The organism is Thermostichus sp. OS-CIW-30 (assembly GCF_054060215.1).
This window is the reverse complement of sequence record NZ_JBSSCZ010000014.1, coordinates 62,139-84,345: the sequence shown is the minus strand read 5'-3', so window position 1 is coordinate 84,345 and position 22,207 is coordinate 62,139. Positions and strand designations below refer to the sequence as shown.

The 22,207-nt window shown below is 58.7% G+C and carries 19 protein-coding genes and 1 pseudogene; 12 read left to right on the top strand and 8 right to left on the bottom strand.

Features of this window, described 5'->3' with window-relative positions; all coding sequences use genetic code 11:
* A pseudogene (locus ACVWZF_RS07635) lies at positions 1 to 112 on the top strand (IS5-like element ISSoc13 family transposase); the annotation flags it as partial.
* Positions 113 to 203: 91 nt separating this feature from the next.
* Here ACVWZF_RS07635 and ACVWZF_RS07630 read toward each other — a convergent pair.
* Positions 204 to 2,036: an FAD-dependent oxidoreductase gene (locus ACVWZF_RS07630; RefSeq protein WP_011433354.1), complete on the bottom strand. Its 1,833-nt coding sequence runs from the start codon at positions 2,034 to 2,036 to the stop codon at positions 204 to 206.
* A 236-nt stretch (positions 2,037 to 2,272) separates the two neighbouring features.
* On the opposite strand from ACVWZF_RS07630, the gene ACVWZF_RS07625 reads away from it, so the two are divergent.
* Together ACVWZF_RS07625 and ACVWZF_RS07620 are read left to right on the top strand one after the other, a co-directional pair.
* Positions 2,273 to 3,475, top strand: coding sequence for an argininosuccinate synthase (locus tag ACVWZF_RS07625; RefSeq protein WP_011433352.1), 1,203 nt, complete (start codon positions 2,273 to 2,275; stop codon positions 3,473 to 3,475).
* Between the two features lie 101 nt (positions 3,476 to 3,576).
* A complete protein-coding gene (locus ACVWZF_RS07620; RefSeq protein ID WP_148202735.1) occupies positions 3,577 to 4,056 on the top strand; it encodes a PIN domain-containing protein in 480 nt (159 codons plus the stop codon).
* Positions 4,057 to 4,071: 15 nt separating this feature from the next.
* Here ACVWZF_RS07620 and ahcY read toward each other — a convergent pair whose 3' ends face one another.
* Positions 4,072 to 5,352: an adenosylhomocysteinase gene (gene ahcY / locus ACVWZF_RS07615; protein WP_011433351.1), complete on the bottom strand. Its 1,281-nt coding sequence runs from the start codon at positions 5,350 to 5,352 to the stop codon at positions 4,072 to 4,074.
* 94 nt (positions 5,353 to 5,446) lie between these two features.
* On the opposite strand from ahcY, the gene ruvX reads away from it, so the two are divergent.
* Positions 5,447 to 5,959: a Holliday junction resolvase RuvX gene (ruvX, locus tag ACVWZF_RS07610; RefSeq protein WP_011433350.1), complete on the top strand. Its 513-nt coding sequence runs from the start codon at positions 5,447 to 5,449 to the stop codon at positions 5,957 to 5,959.
* Between the two features lie 140 nt (positions 5,960 to 6,099).
* Positions 6,100 to 7,317, top strand: a complete 1,218-nt coding sequence (locus ACVWZF_RS07605) for an NAD(P)/FAD-dependent oxidoreductase (RefSeq protein ID WP_011433349.1) — start codon at positions 6,100 to 6,102, stop codon at positions 7,315 to 7,317.
* Here ACVWZF_RS07605 and proC read toward each other — a convergent pair.
* The 5 genes from proC to speB form a co-directional block, all read right to left on the bottom strand.
* Entirely contained in the window at positions 7,314 to 8,117 is an 804-nt protein-coding gene (gene proC, locus ACVWZF_RS07600) for a pyrroline-5-carboxylate reductase (RefSeq protein ID WP_011433348.1), read from the bottom strand. The two genes, ACVWZF_RS07605 and proC, sit on opposite strands and share 4 nt — an antisense overlap.
* Positions 8,118 to 8,122: 5 nt before the next feature.
* Positions 8,123 to 8,698, bottom strand: coding sequence for a cell division protein SepF (locus ACVWZF_RS07595; RefSeq protein ID WP_414351079.1), 576 nt, complete (start codon positions 8,696 to 8,698; stop codon positions 8,123 to 8,125).
* A 577-nt stretch (positions 8,699 to 9,275) separates the two neighbouring features.
* Positions 9,276 to 9,959 (bottom strand): YggS family pyridoxal phosphate-dependent enzyme, encoded by a 684-nt coding sequence (locus tag ACVWZF_RS07590; RefSeq protein ID WP_457411216.1) that lies wholly within the window; start codon positions 9,957 to 9,959, stop codon positions 9,276 to 9,278.
* Positions 9,960 to 10,062: 103 nt separating this feature from the next.
* Positions 10,063 to 10,911: a prohibitin family protein gene (locus tag ACVWZF_RS07585; RefSeq protein ID WP_011433345.1), complete on the bottom strand. Its 849-nt coding sequence runs from the start codon at positions 10,909 to 10,911 to the stop codon at positions 10,063 to 10,065.
* Between the two features lie 72 nt (positions 10,912 to 10,983).
* The gene (gene speB / locus ACVWZF_RS07580; protein ID WP_011433344.1) at positions 10,984 to 11,907 is read right to left on the bottom strand and encodes an agmatinase; all 924 of its coding nucleotides are present in this window, start codon (positions 11,905 to 11,907) and stop codon (positions 10,984 to 10,986) included.
* Positions 11,908 to 12,101: 194 nt separating this feature from the next.
* Between speB and ACVWZF_RS07575 the strand changes: the two genes are divergently transcribed.
* The 6 genes from ACVWZF_RS07575 to ACVWZF_RS07550 all read left to right on the top strand — a co-directional run bounded on the left by ACVWZF_RS07575 (position 12,102) and on the right by ACVWZF_RS07550 (position 19,232).
* Positions 12,102 to 12,854, top strand: a complete 753-nt coding sequence (locus tag ACVWZF_RS07575; RefSeq protein ID WP_011433343.1) for a DUF561 domain-containing protein — start codon at positions 12,102 to 12,104, stop codon at positions 12,852 to 12,854.
* Positions 12,855 to 13,481: 627 nt separating this feature from the next.
* Complete coding sequence (gene rph, locus ACVWZF_RS07570) at positions 13,482 to 14,216, top strand: ribonuclease PH (RefSeq protein ID WP_011433341.1); 735 nt, start codon at positions 13,482 to 13,484, stop codon at positions 14,214 to 14,216.
* 246 nt (positions 14,217 to 14,462) lie between these two features.
* Positions 14,463 to 15,704 (top strand): response regulator, encoded by a 1,242-nt coding sequence (locus tag ACVWZF_RS07565; RefSeq protein ID WP_414358223.1) that lies wholly within the window; start codon positions 14,463 to 14,465, stop codon positions 15,702 to 15,704.
* A gap of 604 nt (positions 15,705 to 16,308) precedes the next feature.
* The gene (locus tag ACVWZF_RS07560; protein ID WP_011433339.1) at positions 16,309 to 18,006 is read left to right on the top strand and encodes an ABC transporter ATP-binding protein; all 1,698 of its coding nucleotides are present in this window, start codon (positions 16,309 to 16,311) and stop codon (positions 18,004 to 18,006) included.
* Positions 18,007 to 18,018: 12 nt separating this feature from the next.
* Complete coding sequence (locus ACVWZF_RS07555; RefSeq protein ID WP_011433338.1) at positions 18,019 to 18,657, top strand: riboflavin synthase; 639 nt, start codon at positions 18,019 to 18,021, stop codon at positions 18,655 to 18,657.
* A gap of 11 nt (positions 18,658 to 18,668) precedes the next feature.
* A complete protein-coding gene (locus tag ACVWZF_RS07550) occupies positions 18,669 to 19,232 on the top strand; it encodes a shikimate kinase (RefSeq protein WP_011433337.1) in 564 nt (187 codons plus the stop codon).
* Between the two features lie 119 nt (positions 19,233 to 19,351).
* Here ACVWZF_RS07550 and psbD read toward each other — a convergent pair whose 3' ends face one another.
* On the bottom strand, positions 19,352 to 20,410 hold the full coding sequence (gene psbD, locus ACVWZF_RS07545) for a photosystem II D2 protein (photosystem q(a) protein) (protein ID WP_011432491.1): 1,059 nt from the start codon (positions 20,408 to 20,410) through the stop codon (positions 19,352 to 19,354).
* Between the two features lie 255 nt (positions 20,411 to 20,665).
* Between psbD and glgA the strand changes: the two genes are divergently transcribed.
* Positions 20,666 to 22,207 carry a glycogen synthase GlgA gene (glgA, locus tag ACVWZF_RS07540; protein WP_011433335.1) on the top strand — a complete coding sequence of 514 codons (1,542 nt, stop codon included), beginning with the start codon at positions 20,666 to 20,668 and terminating at the stop codon, positions 22,205 to 22,207.

Below are 22,207 nucleotides of genomic sequence, written 5' to 3'. Positions count from 1 at the left end.
CTTTTTTCATAAGTTAAAGCAGTACCGGCATCTATTTTCTCGTTTTGACAAATTGGCCAGGAACTTCTTGAGTTTTCTCTATCTCGTCAGTGCTCCCTTTTGGCTCAAATGAAAGATCAACACAACCTAGGGCCCCGATATCGGAAAAATTGGGTCGATTGGGTGGGGATCTGTCGTTCGCGCTGAGACGGTGTCCTCTGGGTTCACCATTGCAGTCTTTGCCCATGGGAGATCAGGTAGCGTTGTAAATCGGCCATTTTGCCTTGCGGCACGATCTGAGCTGGGGTCAAGCTGGGATCCTGGCTGTGCAGCCAAGCCACGGTCAGCCCTACCGCCGAGCCGATGGTCCATTCACCGTAATGCACGCGGGTGGCGGCGTTGACAATGTGGCTGACGGCGATCCCTTTGCCGCCGATGAGCAGGTTATCCACCTTCTGCGGGATCAGGGCTTCCAAGGGAATGAGAATGGGACGGACGGAAAACTCGTTGACTGGCGCGGAGCTGGCCGAAAGAGAGGGCTCCCAGTTGCGGTAGCGACAGCCGTGGATATCGATGGCGTAGTGGGTAACCCCCACCACGGTAGGTCTGAAGTCCCGCCCCCCGGCGGTGCCGACGCGAATATCCTGCTCCAACATCAGGAACTCTGCTTGGCCGTAGGCAGCTCGCCCCAGGATGCGCCGACCTTCGCGGATGTAGGGGTAGAGGCTAAGGCCGGAGCGGGTGCCCAGCAAGGACTCTTCGGCAAACACCAAGGACAGGGGATAGCCGCTGCGGGATTGGGTTTCCATCAGCCACTCGGCAAACAGCAGGGCGTGGTTTTCTCCATCTTTGATGGCCGAGACATCCAGGCCCCCCAGCCAGTTGTGGCGCTGCCCCGAGGCCACCAGCCGCTCTTCCGTCAGGATCAGGGGCGGGTTCATGATCCCCCAGTCGTTGCCGCGGTTCCAGTTCACCAGCGTCAGGTCGCCTGGAACAGGCGTGCTGTAGAAGGGATCCCGGCGACCCTTGCTGACGATGCGGCGGTAATTGAAAAAGCTCTGGCCGCTGAAGGTGGGGAAACCTTCCATGTCGAACTCGCGGCGGTGTTCGGCGCGGGAATAGCCTGGTTGCAGTTGGGCCAGCTCGGCGCGGGAGCGACCGCCATCGTCGTGGATGGCCAGCACGAAGGGAAAGGTAAAGGCTTGAGTGCACTCCGGGTTGCTGGCGGGGGCGGCATTGGGCTCGCCGGTCACATCGTGCCCTTCCGAACCCAGCCGATAGGGGATCCCGGCCCAGCCCACCAGCTCTCCGGTATCGGTGGCATCGATCACGAAGAATGGGCGGCCCGGCGGCGCTTGTAGACGCAGCACTCGCTTGGCGAACACCTCCGTTTCCTGCCAACTGTACCAGCTCACCAGCTCCCGCCACAGCCGTCCCGGCGGCACAAAGTTGGGATCCCGGGGTTGCCGCTGCACAGCGTAAATGCTTTCAATCTGGGATCCATCGGCGCTGAAGGTGGCCCCCTTAAAAGCCGTTTGGGTAGCCCAGCGGCTGTTGGGGGCATTTTGAGCTGCCTGTTGCAGCCAGGTTTCCACCGCCTGCAGCCCCGCCTGAGGCGGAAAACACAGCCCTCCCACCCAGCAGCTGTTGATCTCGGATACGCGGGTTCCCGGCGGGATCCCTGTCCAGGCCGGCAGATGCACCGGCTGGCTTTCGATCAAGGCCTTGAACTCCAGCCAGTGGCGGGAAAAATTGCCCCGTTGCCGCATTGGCAGCGATTCATCAATGGCCGATACCCCCTGGGAGGTGATCTGCCCCCCCAGCCAAGGGGTGAGCTCGATGAGACAGGTCTGCACCCCCCCTCGCATGGCATGGCCTGCCGCTGCCACCCCTCCCAGGGATCCGCCCACCACCACCAGCTCGCACTCCCAAATCTCGTCCGGCTGCGGCAAGGGATCCAACAAGGGCCAACCGTGGGCGGTAAAACGGGGCACCTCCGGCTCGGAGACGGCAACAGGGGATCCCACCTCTGGCTGGGAGAGGGCGGCAAACCCCATCCCGGCCACAAAGCTCAGCAGCGACAGGATCCCCAGCCCCACAGTTCGCTTGGGCTCAGATCCCCGGCACGCCGCAGCCGTCTTTTTGCCAGCCATGCTCACTCACACCCCCGGCCTTTCCCCGGCAGGAGAAATCCCCTTGAGAATAGCTGAGGAAACCGACATTGAGGCCAGCCAGGATCCCTGCCACAGGGCATAATGGGCTAGCAACTTTTTAACGGCAACGGCGGGATCCCATGGGACGGGCAAAGAAGGTGGTATTGGCCTATTCAGGCGGGGTGGATACTTCCGTCTGCATTCCCTATCTCAAGCACGAGTGGGGGGTGGAATCGGTGGTGGCCCTGGCAGTCGACTTGGGGCAGGGGGCGGAGCTGGAGGCCATTCAGGCCAAAGCCCTTAGGGCGGGGGCAGAGCAATCTCTGGTGCGGGAGGCTGTCCAGGCCCTCATTACCGACTATGCCTTCCCGGCCATCCAGGCCAACGCCCTCTACGAGCAGCGCTACCCCCTTTCCACGGCCCTGGCCCGACCCCTGATTGCCAAGCTGCTGGTGGAAGTGGCGGAAGAGGTGGGCGCCGATGCGGTGGCCCACGGCTGCACCGGCAAAGGCAACGACCAGGTGCGCTTTGATCTGGCTATTGCTGCTTTAAATCCCCAGCTCAAAGTGTTGGCCCCTGCCCGCGAGTGGGGGATGACCCGCGAGGAGACCATTGCCTATGGGGAGCGCTACGGGATCCCCATGCCCGTGCAGAAGTCCAGCCCCTACAGCATCGACCTCAACATTTTGGGCCGCAGCGCTGAAGCCGGCATCCTAGAAGATGCCGACCGGGAGCCGCCGGAGGAAGTGTATGCCCTCACCCGGCCTATTTCCCAGACACCCGACGAGCCCGCCTACGTGGAGATTGAGTTCGAGCAAGGGATCCCTGTCGGGCTGGATGGGCAGCGCCTTGGCCCCAAAGCCCTCTTCGAGCAGCTCAACTCCTTAGCTGGCCTGCATGGGGTGGGCCGCATCGACATGATTGAAAACCGCCTGGTGGGGATCAAGTCGCGGGAGATCTACGAGTGCCCTGCTCTAATGGTCTTGATCCAAGCCCACCGCGAGCTGGAAAGCCTCACCCTCACCCGCGATGTCATCCATTACAAGTACGGCATCGAGACCACCTACAGCCAGTTGATCTACAACGGCCTTTGGTACTCGCCGCTGCGGGAGGCTCTGGACGCCTTTATCCGCGCCACCCAGAAAAGCGTCACCGGTGTCGTGCGGATGCGGTTGCACAAGGGCCAGGCAGTCTGTGTGGGTCGTCGCTCTCCCTACTCTCTTTACAACCCAGAGCTGGCCACCTACGGGGAAGGGGATCAATTCGACCACCGCGCCGCCGAAGGCTTTATCTACATCTGGGGCCTGCCCACCCGTGTCTGGGCCCAGGTGCACCGGGGCTAGGCTGAAGTGGTGATCCCACTCTCATTCCATTGGATGGATCTCTGGACAACCTGTTGGAGTTACCCAAACGCGCCTCGGCGGAGACAATGAGAGGGGCAGCTATGCCTGAAGCCAACATCCTCATTGACTTCGCCAAGGTTGGGGGGCTGGAATCCTTAGCGAGGTTGGCAAGTCTGGAGGTGCTTGACGTGGTACTGGCAGAAGTCGATGACCCTTGCAAGTCCCAGGTTCTTGCTTTGGGCGTGCAGGTTGTCCAGGTGCAGGAAACGTGGCTTCCAGAGGCAATGGTTCTGAAGAAAAGTGGGTTGTCGATAGCTGACGCATTGTGTCTTCACTACTGCCGTACCAGCAGCTCTACGCTCCTCTCCAACGATGGCCGGTTGCGCAGAGCTTGCGCGGAGAGCGGCGTTGTCGTCCACGGCAGCCTTTGGGTAGTGTGTGAGCTCCATAACCAAAAGGTTTGTCTGTCGGAGGTACTGTGCAACTGGCTGGATCGCTGGGAGAAGGAGTTGAAAGCTCGCCTCCCTGCTGACGAGTTGGCCCAGGTGCGACAGGTTTTAGGATGTATCTCAGGTTCGTAGCGCCAGCACCCACCCTCAAGTCCCGGCAGTCCAGGTGTTGCCGTACTCGATCTGCTCGGGGGTGAGGCTGTCGATTTGGATCCCCATGGCCTTGAGCTTGAGGCGGGCGATGGCCTCGTCCACCTCGAGAGGAATGGGGTGAAGCCCTGGGGCCAAGCGGCCCCGGTTTTTCACCAGGTATTCGCAGGCCAGGGCCTGGTTGGCAAAGCTCATGTCCATGACGCTGGCGGGGTGCCCTTCGGCAGCAGCCAAGTTAATCAGGCGGCCTTCCCCCAGCACCACCACTGACTTGCCCGACTGCAGACGGTATTCTTCCACAAAGGGGCGCACCGTCTGTCGGGAGACGGCCCGCTCCTGCAGCGCCACCAGGTCGATTTCAATGTCAAAGTGGCCGGCGTTGCAGACCATCGCCCCATCCTTCATGCGGTCGAAGTGCTCGCCGCGAATCACGTGCTTGTTGCCGGTGACGGTGATGAAGATGTCCCCCAGAGCAGCGGCTTCTTCCATCGGCATCACCCGGAAGCCGTCCATCACCGCCTCCAGAGCCCGCACCGGGTTGACTTCCGTGACAATCACCTGGGATCCCATGCCGCGGGCCCGCATGGCCACTCCCTTGGCGCACCAGCCGTAGCCAGCCACCACCACCGTCTTCCCGGCCAGAAGGATGTTGGTACAGCGCAGGATCCCGTCCAGGGTGGATTGGCCGGTGCCGTAGCGGTTGTCGAACAGGTGTTTGGTCTCGGCGTCGTTGACGGTCATCACCGGGAAGCTGAGCACCCCCGCCTTGAGCATGGCCCTAAGGCGCACCAGGCCAGTGGTGGTCTCTTCCGTGGTGCCGATGAGCTCCGACAGTTGCTCCTGACGGTGCTGCACCAGCTCCGCCGTCACATCTCCGCCATCGTCGATAATCAGGTTGGGGCGGTGATCTAGGGCAATCTGGACATGGCGGCGGTAGGTGGCCACATCTTCTCCTTTGAGGGCAAACACCGAAATGCCATGGTCCGCCACCAGGCTGGCGGCCACATCGTCTTGGGTGGAAAGGGGATTGCTGGCAATGAGAACGCTATCCGCCCCCCCTGCTTGTAGAGCCAGGGCCAGGTTGGCCGTTTCGGTCGTAATGTGGCAGCAGGCCACCAAGCGCAGCCCGGCAAAGGGCTTTTCTTGAGCAAAGCGCTCCCGGATCTGGGCCAGCACCGGCATCTCCCGCGCCGCCCACTGGATCCGTTGCTTGCCCAGGGGGGCGAGGTTCAGATCTTTCACTTCATGCTTCGGGAGAGACAGGGTAGCGCTGGTCATCGAGTGTTGCTCCAAACAGGGTCATCGAGAGAGGATAGGGGAACGGAAACTGCAAGCCCCAAAGGGGGCCAGGCAGCCATAAAGATCAGCAAGGATGTCGATAAGCCTGAACTATTCTGCCACAAGGGATCCCCTTTCAGCGCTGGGGCTGGATGTAGGCAACCGCCGCATTGGCGTGGCCGGCTCCGACCGGCTGGGGCTGCTGGCTACTGGCCTGGGGGTGATCCAGCGCCGTTCCCTCTCAGAGGATATTGCCCAAGTGCAGGAGTGGATCCGCCGCCGCCAGGCCACCGTGGTGGTGGTGGGGATCCCCCTTCTGGCGGATGGGTCGGTGGGATCCCAGGCCCGCAAAGTCCAGCGGTTCGTGCGCGCTTTGCAGGTGGCCGTGGATCTTCCCATTGTTACCGTCAATGAATACCTGAGCACCGCGCAGGCGGAGTGGGATCTGCGCGAGGCAGGGATCCCGGCCAAAGCCCAGAAGGGCTTAATCGATCAGCAGTCGGCGGCGGTAATTCTCCAAACTTGGCTGGACGAGCGACGGGCTTCCCTGTCAGAAGTGCCGGCTTGGCAAAGCTGGGGCAACAAAGACTACGCTGGAGAAGTCTAGCCGGGAAAGTTTAAATCAATTCAAGCCCAAGGTGGGCCATCCCTCGTTGCCCCTTCTGCATCAGCAGGGTGTGATTGTTAAGTCGGGGCCTTTCGCGCAACTTTGATAACGTCTGATAACGTCACGTGAACCATCCGAGCATGAATCGCATTTGCATTCTTGGGGGCGGCTTTGGCGGGTTGTACACAGCTTTGGAACTGAGCCGGCAACCCTGGCCAGAACCACCCCAGATCACCTTGGTCGATCGGCAGGAGCGGTTCGTCTTTGCCCCCCTGCTTTATGAGCTGCTCACCGGAGAAATGGAAGACTGGGAGGTGGCCCCCCGTTTTCAAGATCTGCTGCCCCCGGGATCGGTGCAGTTTCGCCGCGGATCTGTCCAGGCCATTGACCCTCAAGCCCGCCGCGTGGAGCTGGAAGATGGGCAGAGCTTGGAGTACGACGCGCTGGTGCTGGCGCTGGGGGGAGAAACCCCTCTGGAGAGCGTTCCGGGAGCGGCGGAGTTTGCTTTTCCCTTTCGCACCCTGGCAGATGCTCAGCGGCTGCGCGCCCACCTGAAGGCGTTGGAAGACCGGGATCCGGCTCAGCCTGTGGCTCTGGCCATTGCAGGAGCAGGGGCTAGTGGCGTGGAATTGGCCTGCAAATTGGCGGATCGGCTGGGCTGGCGGGGACGGATCCGCCTCATCGAGTTGGGATCCCAAATCTTGTCCGGCTTTGCTCTCTCCAGCCGGGAGGCGGCCCAAGAGGCGCTGGCCCAACGGCGGGTGCAGGTGGAGTTGCAAACCAAGGTCTTGGGCATCGAGGCCCTTGGCGAGAACGGCGCCCCTCCCTTCCATCTGCAGCTGCAACGGCTGGAGACCCAGGAGATCGCCACAGATCTTGTGGATGCTGTGCTGTGGACTGTCGGAACCCGACCGGCAGCGGTGATTGCCAATTTGGATCTGCCCAAAACGGAGCGGGGACGGCTACAGGTTTTGTCCACCCTACAAACCCCCACCTTCCCAGAGATCTTTGCCTTGGGAGATGCAGCAGCGGTGGTGGATGCGGAGGGCAAGCCGGTGCCGGCCACAGCCCAAGCGGCTTTTCAACAGGCCGGTTATTGCGCCTGGAACCTGTGGGCTTTGCTCACCCAGGAGCGGCCTCTCTTGCCCTTTCGCTACTTTTCTCTGGGGGAAATGCTCAGCCTGGGGGTGGATACGGCGGTGCTTTCTGCCCTTGGCGGCCTCACACTGACCGGCCCCCTGGGCTATTTGGCCCGGCGAACTGCCTATTTGGTGCGCCTGCCCACACTGGAACACCAGCTCAAGGTGGGATGGAATTGGATCACCCGCCCCCTGTGGCAAGGGCTGCTGGCCCGCTAGGATCCCTGTAACTGGCAAGAGCGCTCGTAGGCCGCTCGCACTGCCTGCATCAGGGCTCCCCGCACCCCCGCCTGCTCCAAGGCTTGGATCCCGGCAATGGTCGTCCCCCCTGGACTGGTGACCCGGTCTTTGAGAACGGCAGGGTGCAGATTTTCTTGCTGCAAGAGGGCAGCAGTACCCGCCAAGGTCTGCAGGGCCAACTGGGTAGCAATGGGACGCGGCAGCCCCACCTGTACCCCTCCGTCGATCAGCCCTTCCAGAATCACCGCCAGATACCCCGGCCCGGAACCCGAAAGTGCCGTCACCGCATCCATCTGGCTTTCGGCCACCGTCACCACCTCGCCCACCGCGCGAAACAGCTTCTCCACCTGCTCCACCTGCATAGGCGTCACCCCTGGCCCGTAGCTGATGGCCGTTATGCCCGCCCCCACCAGCGCCGGCGTGTTGGGCATCGTGCGCACCACCTTTTGCTTGGGAAAAGCCTGCTGCAACTGCTGCAAGGGGATCCCGGCCATAATCGAGATCACCAGCTCTGTGGCGGACAGCCGGCCCATCTCAGCCACCACCGTCGGGAAGAGCTGCGGTTTAACGGCCAGAAACAGAATCTCAGACTCTCCCGCCTGGGATGGATCCGCCAACAATCGGATACCCAGCTCCTGCTGCAGGGCCACAGCCTTATCCAGATCAGGCTCCCGCAAGGCCACCTGCGCTGCGGGATAAACTCCCACAGCTACCCAACGCCGCAGCAGGGCGGATCCCATGGCTCCACCCCCGATAACACTTAGCAGTGGCCGCTCCATAGCAACTAGTGCTGACCTACTGCCTGCAGATGCTCATAGGTGCTGGGCCAGAGGGGGGTAGGGCTTTGCAAAGGGCGCTGCAGCGGCTGCACCACTTGGCTACTGGGGGTGGAAACCATCACCGTGCTGGGGGTGAACAAAAAAATGTTCTCTCCGATGCGCTCTTGGTGGCCATCGATGGCGTAGGTGCCGCCGGCAACGAAATCCACAGAGCGCTGCGCCTCAGCGGGATCCATTAGGGTCAAGTTCAGGATCACCGTCTTGCGCTCCCGTAGGTACTGGATAACCTGAGCCATCTCATCGAAGCTGCGCGGCTCCATCACCACCACTTCACTGGTGGGTGGGTTTACGCCCGGTAATCCAATCACGTTGCTCCCCATACTGCCCCCTGCTGAGCGATCCCGATGCTGACTGCGCCGATGGCCCCGCGACTCTTCTCGACCGGCAGAGCCCTCCCCCGCTTCCACTCCCCGTTGCCGCCGCCCTCGCGGAAGGGTACTCACTTCCTCCTCTTCGGGGGGAGCAGCCGGTTGGGAACGGCGTCCCTCGTAGAGCAGTTGGTAATCATCCTGCCCTTCCATTTCAGAGTACTCCTCCAGGCCGTCCACGGGATCGTTCAGGCCCACAAAATCTCTCACCCTGCTCCAGATTCCATTGACATTCATATGCACATCCTCACTACAGGTCATGGTTTGCGGCGAGCGTAGGATTCAGGCTCTTGATTGGATCCTGAGTGGCTCACTCAAGCTAGGGGGCGTCCTTTTATTCTCGGTCAAAGTCTTTCAATAGGCTGAGACAGGGTTTGCTCAGAAAGCTGCCGAAGCAGGTGGGGGCTAACGCAGGTTAACAAAACCCCATTGATTCGACGACTAGAGTTTACCCAGAAGAAGTGAATATGTCATCTCACTTGCCAAGCCGTTGTTTGGCAGGATTGAACTCTGCTCCCCGTCTGGATTGAGCCCACGTTAACGGAAGTAACGCAAATGATTACAAATTTCCCCAAAATTTCCCCAATAGGGCAAATCCTGGGCGGGATCCCCCCACTTTTGATTATCCAAGCCGAACTCTCGCCCCAAAGGTGCCCCGCAGGGCGACTGGGGAGTTGCACGGCTTTACACAAAATTTAATCACAATTTAACGGCTTCACAGAGGTCACATCTATTCCTGCTCGGCGTCGGCAAACAAAGCACGCCCCAGTCGGATCAAGTTAGAGCCTGCTGCCACCGCCAGGAGGTAATCGTCGGACATGCCCATGGAGAGGGTGTGCACCTGCAGATGTTCATAGCCGCTGCGCTGGATGTAATCGGCCAGTTCGGCCAGCTTGCGAAACAGGTCTAGGGCCGCCTCTGAGCTCAAGCCCAAAGGCAAAATGGTCATCAGGCCCACAATTTGCACCTGCAGCAGTTGGTTCAGTTCGGGGAGGCTCTGCAACAGATCGGGGATGAGCCAGCCGAACTTATTGGGATCCGGAGCCAATTTAACCTGCAGGCAAAGCTTGGGGGTGAGGTGCAGCTCCCAAGCCTTTTGGTTGATCAGCTTGGCCAGGCGCAAGCTATCGACGCTGTCAATCCAGGCAAATTGCTTGAGGGCCGGTTTGACTTTGTTGGTCTGCAGATGCCCGATCAAGTGCCAGACGATATCGGTCAGATCTTGCAGTTGCCCTTGTTTGACGGCGGCCTCTTGCACTCGACTCTCCCCAAAGTGGCGGATCCCAGCCCGATAGGCGGCGCGGATGTGGTCGGCACTGTAGCCTTTGCTCACTGCCATGATCTCCACATGGCCTGGGATCTGGGATCGGATGGCCTGAATGCGGCTGTGGATGAGCTGCTCGTCAAGGGGCATCGTCAGGTCAGCAGGCCGGGGATCTCTATCCCCATTCTCGTTCCAATTGGCAACAATGCTCTGGGATAGATTTTTGCAGAACCCAGAGCCAACGGGCTGTCCGCTACCGCTGCCAGGGATCCGGTCGGGAGATGATCACGCGGGTGCCGGGCGCCAGTTTGCGCGCGTAGTCCAACTGCACCACTTCTGGGTTTTGCTTCAGGGCTTCCCCCTGGAGGCGAATGGCTTGGGCTTCTCCTTCTGCCAGGATCACCAATCGTTGTTTTTCCAGCTCTGCTTTTTCCACGAGGAAGCGTTCCCGCTCTTTCTCTTGCTCGGCAATTTGCTTTTGCTCGATGGCCGTTTGGAATTGGTCGGAGAAGCGGACATTGCGCAGCAGCACGTTTTGCAAGATCAGGTCATTCTCAGCAAAAATGCTGGAGAGCTGCCGCTCCACATTTTCCTGGATCTGCTCGCGTTCTTCCGAGAAAACGGCGATGGCGCGGTGCAAAGCCAGTTCATTGCGCACCACCGTCCGCACCTCTGGGCGAATCACTTTGTCCACGTAGGAAGGGCCAATGGTCTGGTGCAGGTGGGCCACTTGGTCGGGATCCAAGCGAAAGCGCACCGAGACATCGAGGGAGATCTGCTGGCCGTCGGCGCTGAGCACTTTCAACGCATCATCCCCCTGGTTTTCGGAGCGTTGGGAGGCCATGGTGTAGGTTTGGGTGCGCACGTCGTAGAAGATAGGCGTTTCCACCAGCGGCAGCAGGAGGTGCAGCCCTTCTCCCAGCGGCTGCGGCTTCAGCCCCGTCAGGGAGTTGAACACCACGGCCCGTGTGCCGGCAGGCACCACCACCAAGCACTGCAGCAAGGTGGCCAAGAGGATCAGCAGCAATGCCCCACCCACCAAGGGAATCCAGGACAAAGCGGGAAGTTCAAAAGCAGGACGACGGGGGTGGGCCGATTTCACAGGTGTGTTACCCAAAAACCTAAAGAACTCGAACAGGTGCCCCGGGGATGGCCGGCCAAGCTCTTCTTGAGCTTAACCCAAGGCCGCAGCCAAGATCTGATAGGCCAGTTTGGCGACCGTGAAGGCGCTGCGGCGATCGGTTTCCCGTTCCCCCGTGACCGACAGCTCGACCACATCGGCGCCGACAATTTGCCGTTGCTGTCCTAGCGCCCGGATCAGCTCCACCGTCTCCCACCAGCCCAAGCCGCCGGGTTCGGGGGTACCGGTGGCCGGCACCACAGCGGGATCCAGCCCATCCACATCCACCGTCAGGTAAACCTGGGGGCCCAAGGTGGCGATCACCTCTGGGATCCACTCCTGGGCTGGCTTGGTGTGCAAGCTGTGGGCAAAAAAGGTGTGCAGACGGCGCTCGCGAATGGCCTGGCGGTCTTCGGCGCAGATGGAGCGGATCCCCACTTGGGTGAGGCGGCTGCCCACTTGCTCCACCACGCGGGCCATGGCAGAAGCATGGGAATAGCGGGATCCCTCGTAGCTATCTCTCAGGTCGCAGTGGGCATCGATTTGCAGGACGTGCAGCTCCGGATAATGGGCCAGGTGGGCAGCAATCAGGGGCCCGCTGATGGAGTGCTCCCCACCAATGGAAAGCAGGAACCGCCCCGGTCTCACCCACTCGGCAGCGCGACGCTGGATTTCGGCCATAGCCAGCTCCTGGGCGGAAGATCCCAGACCTTCCAACTCCACCGGGGGGGCCGTCCAGTAGCGGGAGATCTCTTCCGAGAAGTCGGGGTGAAGAGCTGGCTGGCGATCCCGTACCTCGTCGTAGATCTCCACATAGGCAGAAGCCTGCAACAGCGCCTGAGGGCCTTTGGCGGTGCCTTTGCCATAGGAGGTGGTGGCCTCGTAGGGGACGGGCAGGAGAATTGCTTGGGCCATCTCCGGATCCGGCTCAGGCAGGCCCAGGAAGGGGAAGGGAGAGCGATACATGATGGCTTGCAAGAAGGGATCCCTATTCTATTGAATCTATTGAAGAATTGTGGTGAGCCAAAAGGACTGGGATGATGGGGTAAAGAGGGATCCCTTGTGGGATTGAGGCAAACCCTCTAGACTGAGCAAAGGCTTCCCCAAGCCCAGTTTTAGCAGCCATTTGTTTTCACTCCTCTTAGACTGCCTTTCCACAAGCTGACGAGCCTATGACCACTGCCTCTCACGCTGCTCTTTTCGACGCTCTGGCCCAACGTCGGGCCCTCAAGATCATCAGCGGTCTACAAAACTTCGACCTGCAGTCGGTTCTGAGCATCACCCGCGCCGCCCAACAGGGAGGGGCCACTTGGGTGGATATCGCTGCCAGCCCCGAATTGGTGCAGCGGGTACGCGCCCAGATCGATCTGCCCATCTGTGTGTCGGCGGTGGAGCCGCAGCAGTTGGCCGCAGCCGTACAGGCAGGAGCAGACATGGCCGAGATCGGCAATTACGACAGCTTCTACCCTTCAGGCCGCATCTTCTCCGCAGCGGAAGTCCTAGACCTTACCCGCCGAACCCGCTCTCTTCTGCCCCGCACGCTCTTGTCGGTAACCGTTCCCCACACTCTGCCTCTGAATCAACAGGCAGAATTGGCCGAGAAACTGGAGGATCTGGGAGCCGATCTCATCCAAACCGAGGGCAGCACCAGTGCCGAGCCGGTTCACGGGGGATCCCTGGGCCTGATCGAGAAGGCTGCCCCCACCCTGGCCGCCGCCTATGAAATTAGCCGTGTCGTCTCGGTACCGGTTATCTGCGCTTCCGGCCTCTCGACGGTAACAGTGCGCTTGGCCATTGCTGCCGGCGCTTCAGGTGTAGGGGTGGGCAAAGCTGTCAGCCGGCTCCAGGATGAAGTGGCCATGGTGGCTCAAGTGCGGGCATTGGTGGAGGCCTTGGGAGGATCTCGGATCCCTGCCCTTGTCTAGGTCGATGTCTGACCGGTAAAAGTTGACCCTCTTGCGCCAGCGTGCGCTGGTGCATTTTTTTTAGATTTTCTTGGACAAGCAGGGAATAAGTAGGTAAGTAGGGCAGCTGAGGGTTGAGATCAGCCGCTAGAAGTTTTGCTGCTCACAAGTGCTTCACTTTCTTCCGCGTAGAGCATGACTCTAGTCAATAATAAGCTCAACTATACTGAAAATAATGTATAATATGTTCAGTACGGATTACTACCAGTTGATCTTTCTGTTTACTTTCGAGTCTGCCAACATGGTAGCCAAAGCAAAGCAGAAAATTGGTAGTAAGACGACACGGAAACTGCGCTTTGGGTATTCTACTCAAAGCTTTGCGGGATACCGCCATTCTGTTTGGAAACAAACAGAATGCTATCGCTGCATAGTTGAACAGTGATGTTCAGCAGTGTTCAGCGTAAATGTATCAGGTGGCATACCCGGCAATATCCAATTTGCGGCGGTTGCTACACTTGTCGTCCTTGCCTTCCCAGACCAATTCCGTCCGCAGCCGTCGCCCCAGTCATGTTCTGCAAAGATTCCAAGTCCTGAGCCGCATTGGGCAGACATGGTTGACAATGCGAGGGATCCCTTTTTGAACTGTCCATGAGCTGGCAACGCCCAGATAATCGCACCGCTGCTCAATTGCGCCCGGTTTCTTTTGAGCGCCACTTTACCCGCTATGCCCCTGGCTCGGTGTTGGTCAAGTTCGGCCATACCCATGTCCTTTGCACCGCCAGTGTGGCCGAAGAAGTTCCCCCTTTTCTGCAGAACACCGGCCAAGGCTGGCTGACGGCTGAGTACCGCATGTTGCCCGGAGCCACGCAACAACGACAGCCGCGGGAAATGTTGAAACTATCGGGCCGTACTGCCGAGATTCAACGGCTCATCGGGCGCAGTCTGCGCGCCGCCTTGGATTTTCGCAAGCTGGGATCCCGTACCATCACCGTCGATGCCGATGTGCTGCAGGCCGATGGCGGAACGCGCACCGCCGCGATCACAGGGGGCTATGTGGCTCTGCACGACGCCATCACTTGGCTGTACAAACAGGGGGCGCTGGATCCGGCCCAGGGATCCCCGCTGCGGCAGCAGGTGGCGGCCCTTTCAGTAGGAATTGTGCAGGGAGAGGTACTTGTGGATCTGTGCTATGAGGAAGACAGCCAAGCCGAGGTGGACATGAACATTGTTATGAACGAGCAGGGATCCTTCATCGAGATCCAGGGCACTGCCGAAGCCGCCTGCTTCAGTCGCCCGCAACTGCTACAAATGTTGGAGATGGCCCAAGCCGGGATCCAAGAATTGCTACAAGCCCAACGGCAGGCTCTCAATTTAGAAAGATAGAGCCATAGCCGGACTCTAGCCTTGCAATGGTAATCCTTCAAGGCACTGCATATGGGATTGCATGGGTGTATATCCTGGTTGGCAAAGCGGTATTCCCTTGCTGTAAAGGAATGGCCGGGAAAGCTAAGATCAGCCAGTTGTTAAAATAAGTGAGCTCTCTGAAGCTCTCCTTTCGACGGTTTGAGCGTGTGGCTGAGGTGAATCGCTGCTCATTTGGCCTGAAGAAGTTGGCCCGGAGAACGCTGCATGTCCCGTTTTGTGTTCGGCTCGGAGGAACTTGCGCCACTGCTCAGGCAGCAAGGTTGGCGGTTTACCACTGGATATCTGCACATTCACCTCAAGGGACTGGATCCCTCTGAGGGTGCGGAACCCTGGGTGTTGACCTACTACCACGGCAGGCTGCTTTTTTCTGCCGATCAACCCCTCAACACGCAAATCCTGCTGAAACGACTCTCCCGCTTTATTCCTCGCCTCAACTTGGAATGGCCACAGCGGGCCATCTCGGTGGTGCAAGAGCGCTTGATGAAAGACCATTCCTTACCTGAGCTGCTGGAGGCTATCACGCAATTGGGCCTGCTCAAGCCGGGGGAGCTGGAAGATGCCCTGTGGCTCAACCTGCTTACCGATTTCGACCGCTACCTATTCGAACGGGCAGGCACCTGTTACTTTGAGGTGCAGGAGCAGGTCGCCCAAGAGGCCCCCATTGGCGGGTTTGAGTTGGAGCCGCTGCTGCAAGAAGCCGCCCGGCGCCACGATCGCTGGGCAGATTTGAAGGTGGCGATCCCAACTATGCTGGCGGTGCCGGTAGTCAATTGGGAACGGGTCAACCGCTACCGCATCACCGATGAGCAACGACAGAAGCTCCACACCCTCACCAAAGATGGCCAGTCGCTGGAAGCAATCGCCAAGAAGCTGTGCCGGGATCGGCTGGAGGTGGCCAATCTCTTTGCCTCCTGGGCGAAAAAAGGTTTGGTCAGCCTACAAACACCCCAAGAGCTGCTGCAGACCAAGCGCCACAACCCGATAACCATCTTGGCGGTGGACGACAGCGTGGTGATGCAGGAAATCCTACGGCAGTATTTGCCCAACTATCAGGTGATTACAACGGGCAACCCCGCCGAGGTGCTTCCTTTGTTGTTTCAGCATCGGCCCCACCTGTTGTTGATGGATATCGCCATGCCGGGGATCGATGGTCTAGAGCTTTGCCGCATTGTGCGCAGCTTAGAAGAGTTTAAGTCCCTTCCCATCCTGATGGTTACCGCTCGCGATGGTCTGCTGGCCCGCATCCGCGGCAAATGGTCGGGGGCAACCGCCTACTTGACCAAGCCCTTCAACGAAAGTCAGCTTAATGCAGAGGTGAAGCGGCTTCTGGCCCAACAGCCGCCTGCCCACAGACAAAATCCTCTGTCGGTTCAGGGAGGCAGAACAGGTCATCCTGCCCTGTTTCAGGGATCCCCCCGTTCCCTCGAGGATCAAGCCAAGGCGTAGTGTCCTTCTGAGTTGATCCCCGTCGCCATTGGCTTTCCTGTCAAAATCAACAAAGGTTTTATGTTAGATAAGAAGTCAACTCAAGAGACCATAACTTGTCTGGGCTGACTGCTAATGTCAATGGATTGATAGCTCATTAGGACATGCCCAAAAGAGAAAAATAGGTTGCCGGGGATTTCAGAAACAAGAGACGAAGTAAGCATCCCATACACTGAAAACTTATCCGATCAACCTTCCTCATTGTCATCACGACCGGCTACTTCAATCTCTCTCAGGAACTGGCTTTTCCCCGCTGGCATTAGAGGTCGTTTAAGCCTTAGAGAAGCCTCACAAGGCTTCTGGCAAAAGAGTCCATACTAAGGGTACCGACAAACAAGCCCTGAAGACATGAAAAAAGATCGAACAGGGTTCAGCAGGCACTTCTGAAGGCAAACCAGAAATATTAAACGCTGTCGTGGATCCCGGCAAGATCAATGAGAGGGAGAAATCAAGCAGAAACTGCTCAGGATCCATGGACAGGGATCCCAAGAATACGTAAAATCGAGTAAAGAATGTAAAGAAAACGCCACACTTCTCCAATTGGTCCCGATCCCCAAGGAGCATTATGCTGCGACTGGAACACATTAGCAAAATCTATCCCACCGGTGAGGTGCTCAAGGATGTGAACTGGGAAGTTAAGCCTGGGGATCGCGTCGGCCTAGTGGGAGTAAACGGGGCCGGAAAGACCACCCAGCTCAAGATTATCTGCGGGCAAGAAGAACCGACCAGCGGCGAGGTGATCCGCCCCGCCAACCTGCGCATCGCCTATCTCACCCAAGAATTTGGAGTGGATCCCGCCCGAACGGTGCGAGAAGAGTTCTGGACAGTCTTTCAAGAGGAAAACCGCATTCACCAAGAAATTGCCCAAATCACCCAACAGATGGAGCAGGCGGACGCGGACACGTTGGAAACCCTTTTGCGCCGTCTAGATCGTCTACAGCGCCAATTTGAGAGTTTACATGGCTATGAACTGGAGGCGCGTATTGAGAAAATCCTGCCGGAAACGGGGTTTGAGCCGGAGGACGGGGATCGGTTGGTGAGCGCCTTCAGCGGCGGCTGGCAGATGCGCATCAGCCTGGGGAAAATCCTGCTGCAAAAACCCGATTTGATGTTGCTAGACGAGCCGACCAACCACCTAGACTTGGAGACCATTGAGTGGCTGGAAAACTACCTCAAGAGCTTGACGATCCCCATGGTGATTGTTTCTCATGATCGAGAGTTTTTGGATCGGCTTTGCACCCAAATTGTGGAGACGGAGCGAGGAGTTTCTACGACATACTTGGGTAACTATTCTCAATACCTACTCCAAAAAGCTGAACGGCGAGAGGCACAACAAGCTGCCTACGAACGTCAGCAAAAGGAAATTGAAAGGCAACAAACCTTCATCGATCGCTTCCGGGCCAGTGCCACCCGCAGCACTCAGGCCAAAAGCCGCGAAAAACAACTGGAAAAGATCGAGCGGGTCGAAGCGCCCATTGGCGACGTGCGTACCCTCAAGTTTCGCTTTCCCCCTGCTCCCCGCAGTGGTCGCGAGGTGGTGAAGATCGAGAATTTGACGCACATTTATGGAGATAAGATTTTGTTTTTGGGTGCGGAGCTGTTGATCGAGCGTGGGGATCGCGTCGCCTTTCTGGGGCCCAATGGGGCAGGAAAATCCACCCTGCTGCGTCTTATCACCGGCCTAGAGCAACCTACCGAGGGATCTGTGAAATTGGGAGCACACAATGTGATCCCTGCCTACTTCGAGCAAAATCAAGCAGAGGCTTTGGATCTGAGCAAAACCGTCTTGGACACCATCCATGACGAAGTGCCCGACTGGAAAAACGAAGAAGTGCGCACGCTGTTGGGTCGCTTTTTGTTCAGCGGCGACGCCGTTTTTAAGAAAGTAGCGGCTTTGAGCGGGGGAGAAAAAGCCCGCTTGGCGTTGGCGAAAATGCTACTTCAGCCGGCCAACCTACTGATTTTGGATGAGCCCACCAACCACTTAGATATCCCGGCCAAAGAGATGCTGGAAGAAGCTTTACAGCATTACGATGGCACGGTGATCCTTGTTTCTCACGACCGCTACTTTATCTCAAAAGTGGCCAACAAGATTGTAGAGATTCGCAACGGAGAGTTGGTCGCCTACCAGGGCAACTATCACTACTATCTAGAAAAGATCGCTGAAGAGAAAGAGAAAGCCCGACAAGAGCGAATCGCTGCCGAAAAACGAGCCAAAGAGCGAGAAAAACAGAAAGCCAAAAAGGCAGCCGGCAAAACCTAAGGAGCCAAAGCAATGTTTACGGGTCTGGTTCGAAGTTTGGGCACAGCCCAGTTGATCAATTCTTCACAGCTACGGGTTACCTGTCCCCGGTTGCAACCTCAGTTGGCCTATGGAGATAGCGTGGCGGTGGACGGCCTTTGCCTGACGGTGGTGGAGATTCTGCCCGATGGATTTTTGGCCGATGTTTCGCCGGAAACCCTGCGGCGCTCGACTTGGGGCCACGGATCCCCCGGCCCGCGCACAGTCAACCTGGAACCGGCGCTGCGGGTAGGAGACAAGTTAGGGGGGCATTTTGTCAGCGGCCATATCGATGGGGTGGGGCAACTGTGGGATCAAGCCGCCACCGGCAACGCCTGGGAGCTGAGCTTCAAGGTTCCTGAAGAGATCGGGCGTTACATCGTACCCAAGGGCAGCGTGGCGGTGAATGGGGTGAGCTTGACCATTGCTGAGGTGCGCCAAGGGGGCTGCTGGTTCAAGGTGGCTGTGATCCCCCAAACCTACCGCGAGACCAACCTTTCTCAGCTCCAAGTTGGGGATCCCGTCAACATAGAGGCGGATATTTTGGGCAAGTATGTGGAAAAATTGCTGGGCTTGCTGCCCCCCGAGAGCAGCGTTTCTCTGGAGTTTCTGGCCGAGCATGGCTATATCTAGGTACCTTTCCCATGATCCACCCCGAGGAAGTTGAGCGCCTGCGCGGCGTAAATGTTTATCTCATTGGGATGATGGGCAGCGGCAAATCCACCGTGGGATCGGAGCTGGCAGCCCAGTTGCGCTTTCAATTTTTCGACACCGATGGTCTGGTGGAGCAGGTGGGGGGTTCTTCCATCGCTCAGATCTTCGCCGAGCATGGGGAAGCCTACTTCCGGGATCTGGAGACGCAGGTGTTGGCCCAGTTGAGCAGCTACACCCGGCTGGTGATCGCCACAGGCGGCGGCATTGTGTTGCGCCCCAAAAATTGGAGCTACTTGCACCATGGCCTCACCGTTTGGCTGGATGTGGCCCCCGAGCTGATTTGGCAGCGGCTCAAGCGGGATCCCGGCCAACGCCCCCTGCTGCAAACCCCCGACCCCCAAGCTGCCCTGTACAAGCTGATGCAAGAGCGAGAGCCGTTCTACGCCCAAGCCGATGTGCGGGTGCCCATCCGGTCAGAAACTAGCCCGCCCCAGTTGGTTGAACAGATCTGGCAAGCCATTCGCGCCCGCCTGCGAGACGGGATCCCTTCCTAGCCACCTCGCGCCCAACACAAAAAGGGATCCCATGAGGGATCCCTGAACTCTTCAATACTCAAGTGGATTACTTAAGATTCGCCGGGAGCGGATCCCTGACGAGACCAGAACGGCTTCCTTTAGAGCGCATTGCCGCGGGGGAGGACTTCTTCAGGGAACTCAAAGCGCTCATGGGGCTGGTCCTGCGGCGCCATCCACGCCCGAATCCCCTCGTTCAGCAAAATGTTCTTCGTGTAAAACGTCTCAAACTCCGGGTCTTCCGCTGCCCGCACCTCCTGACTGATAAAGTCATACGCCCGCAGGTTCAGCGCCAACCCCACTACCCCAATGCTCGACATCCACAAACCCGTCACCGGCACAAACAACATGAAAAAGTGCAGCCACCGCTTGTTGGAAAACGCTATCCCAAAAATCTGGCTCCAGTACCGGTTGGCCGTCACCATCGAGTAGGTCTCCTCCGACTGCGTCGGCTCAAAAGCCCGAAAGGTGCTGGCCGCCTCCCCATCCTGAAACAGGGTGTTCTCCACCGTCGCCCCATGGATGGCACACAACAGCGCTCCACCCAAAACGCCAGCCACCCCCATCATGTGGAACGGGTTCAGCGTCCAGTTGTGGAACCCCTGGAAAAACAGCAAAAAGCGGAAAATCCCCGCCACCCCAAAGCTGGGCGCAAAAAACCAGCTGCTCTGCCCCAGCGGGTAAATCAAAAACACGCTCACAAACACCGCTATCGGCGCGCTAAACGCAATGGCGTTGTAGGGCCGCACCCCCACCAGCCGGGCAATCTCAAATTGCCGCAGCATAAAGCCAATCAGCCCCAGCGCTCCGTGCAGGGCCACAAAGGTCCACAGCCCCCCAATCTGGCACCAGCGGGTGAAGTCCCCCTGGGCTTCGGGGCCCCACAGCAGCAGCAGGCTGTGCCCCATGCTGTCGGCGGGGGTGGAGACGGCTACGGTCAAAAAGTTGCACCCTTCCAGGTAGGAGCTGGCCAACCCGTGGGTGTACCAGGAAGTTACAAAGGTGGTGCCGGTGAGCCAGCCGCCCAGGGCTAGGTAAGCGCAGGGGAACAGCAGCAGCCCGGACCAGCCGATAAACACGAATCTGTCGCGCTTGAGCCAGTCATCGACGATGTCGAACCATCCTCGCTCCTGACGCACGCGCCCTACCGCTATGGTCATAGGACGTCTCTCCAGAACAATGACGACGAATAAAGTGCAATACAGCAGCGCCCACAACAGTTCTGAGCAGCACTGTCCTTCCATCTTACGAAAAATCAATAAGTTGCAACATAACCTCAAGATGAGGCGCTGCATCAGCTCATCCGGCGCAGGGATCCCTTGTGTTTTAGGATGGGAAGGGTTTTGGCTGAGGGCAACTGAGCCGGGATCCGTTCACGGCGGTGGAGCGGAGCCCACAACAACAGGGAGGGCAGCGTGGTTCAAGCCAAGATTTTGTTCGCAGCGGCAGAGGCAGCACCTTTGGCCAAGGTGGGGGGCATGGCGGATGTGGTGGGATCCCTGCCTGTCGTTTTGCGCAAGCTGGGTCAGGATGTCCGCATCATCATGCCTCTGTATGGCTTTCTCTGGGACAAGTTCGGCCAGGAACCGGGGCAATACCCCCGCTCGAAAGATCCCATCTGGTCTAAACAGGTTATGGGTCAGGTGGCCGATATTTACGAAAGCGTTTTGCCCGGCACCGATGTGCCCCTCTACTTGGTCAGCCACTACTGCTTTGCTCCCCACCGCATCTACTACGGCGAGGACGAGTTCTGGCGCTTCACCTTTTTTGCCAACGCCGTAGCCGAATTTGCCTGGACTTACTACCCCTGGAAACCCAACATCATCCACTGCCACGATTGGCACACCGGCATGATCCCGGCCTGGATGCACCAAGCTCCCGATATTGGCACGGTGTTCACCATCCACAACCTGGCCTACCAAGGGCCCTGGCGCTGGCAACTGGAGCGCATGACCTGGCTGCCCTGGTATTTTTCTGCCCACAACACCATGGCTGCCGGGATCCTCTACGCCGACCAAGTGAACACCGTCTCGCCCACCTATGCGATGGAAATTCGCACCCCTCTGCATGGGGAAGGACTGCAGGACTTGTTGGCCTGGAAAGGGGAACGGTTGCGAGGAATTTTGAATGGGATCGACATCGATAGGTTTGATCCCCGCACCGACCCAGACCTAGAGGCCAATTTCAGCATCGATGATCTCAGCGGGCGGGCGGCCAACAAAGCCACGCTACAGGCCAAGTTGGGCTTGACCGTCAACCCAGATACCTTTCTGATGGGCATGGTGGCCCGTTTGGTGGAGCAAAAAGGGATCGACTTGCTCATCCAAGCCCTGGATCGCTTCCTGGACTACAGCGACGCGCAATTCGTTTTGCTGGGAGGCAGCGGCGAAGCCTACTACGAAGGGCGGATCCGGGAGATGGCCGAGCGGCACCCGGGCAAAATGGCCTACCAAAAAGGCTACCAACCCAAGCTGGCCCAGTTGATCTACGGGGGGGCAGATGCGTTTTTGATGCCCAGCCGCTTTGAACCTTGTGGCATCAGCCAGATGATCGCCATGCGCTATGGGTGTGTGCCCATTGTCCGCCGCACGGGGGGGCTGGTGGATACCGTCAGCCACCACATCCCCAGCAAGGGGATCGGCACCGGCTACTGCTTTGACCGCTACGAAGCCCTGGACTTCTACACCTGTCTGGCGCGGGCTTGGGAAGCCTTCCAGCACAAAGAAACTTGGCAAGCGCTGCAGAAGCGGGGCATGGCCAGCGATTTCAGTTGGCACCGCTCAGCGCTGGAATACCTGCGCATGTATGAGCTGATTCTCAACCTACCGCTGCTGCCGGAAAAGCCTCCAGAGCCACCCAACTCGCCCAGCTCCTCTCCGCCCAAGCTCAAGAAGCCCATCTCCTCCCAGCCTCGCTCCAAAGGGATCCCTGAGCTGCAGCAAAGACCCGAGGAGTAG

What these genes read in the sequence shown, in the direction of transcription:
- ACVWZF_RS07630 (WP_011433354.1), bottom strand. Translation starts at nt 2,036, where the DNA reads ATGGGGTTTGCCGCCCTCTCCCAGCCAGAGGTGGGATCCCCTGTTGCC.
- ACVWZF_RS07625 (WP_011433352.1), top strand. Translation starts at nt 2,273, where the DNA reads ATGGGACGGGCAAAGAAGGTGGTATTGGCCTATTCAGGCGGGGTGGAT.
- ACVWZF_RS07620 (WP_148202735.1), top strand. Translation starts at nt 3,577, where the DNA reads ATGCCTGAAGCCAACATCCTCATTGACTTCGCCAAGGTTGGGGGGCTG.
- ahcY (WP_011433351.1), bottom strand. Translation starts at nt 5,352, where the DNA reads ATGACCAGCGCTACCCTGTCTCTCCCGAAGCATGAAGTGAAAGATCTG.
- ruvX (WP_011433350.1), top strand. Translation starts at nt 5,447, where the DNA reads ATGTCGATAAGCCTGAACTATTCTGCCACAAGGGATCCCCTTTCAGCG.
- ACVWZF_RS07605 (WP_011433349.1), top strand. Translation starts at nt 6,100, where the DNA reads ATGAATCGCATTTGCATTCTTGGGGGCGGCTTTGGCGGGTTGTACACA.
- proC (WP_011433348.1), bottom strand. Translation starts at nt 8,117, where the DNA reads ATGGAGCGGCCACTGCTAAGTGTTATCGGGGGTGGAGCCATGGGATCC.
- ACVWZF_RS07595 (WP_414351079.1), bottom strand. Translation starts at nt 8,698, where the DNA reads ATGGAAGGGCAGGATGATTACCAACTGCTCTACGAGGGACGCCGTTCC.
- ACVWZF_RS07590 (WP_457411216.1), bottom strand. Translation starts at nt 9,959, where the DNA reads ATGCCCCTTGACGAGCAGCTCATCCACAGCCGCATTCAGGCCATCCGA.
- ACVWZF_RS07575 (WP_011433343.1), top strand. Translation starts at nt 12,102, where the DNA reads ATGACCACTGCCTCTCACGCTGCTCTTTTCGACGCTCTGGCCCAACGT.
- rph (WP_011433341.1), top strand. Translation starts at nt 13,482, where the DNA reads ATGAGCTGGCAACGCCCAGATAATCGCACCGCTGCTCAATTGCGCCCG.
- ACVWZF_RS07565 (WP_414358223.1), top strand. Translation starts at nt 14,463, where the DNA reads ATGTCCCGTTTTGTGTTCGGCTCGGAGGAACTTGCGCCACTGCTCAGG.
- ACVWZF_RS07560 (WP_011433339.1), top strand. Translation starts at nt 16,309, where the DNA reads ATGCTGCGACTGGAACACATTAGCAAAATCTATCCCACCGGTGAGGTG.
- ACVWZF_RS07555 (WP_011433338.1), top strand. Translation starts at nt 18,019, where the DNA reads ATGTTTACGGGTCTGGTTCGAAGTTTGGGCACAGCCCAGTTGATCAAT.
- ACVWZF_RS07550 (WP_011433337.1), top strand. Translation starts at nt 18,669, where the DNA reads ATGATCCACCCCGAGGAAGTTGAGCGCCTGCGCGGCGTAAATGTTTAT.
- psbD (WP_011432491.1), bottom strand. Translation starts at nt 20,410, where the DNA reads ATGACCATAGCGGTAGGGCGCGTGCGTCAGGAGCGAGGATGGTTCGAC.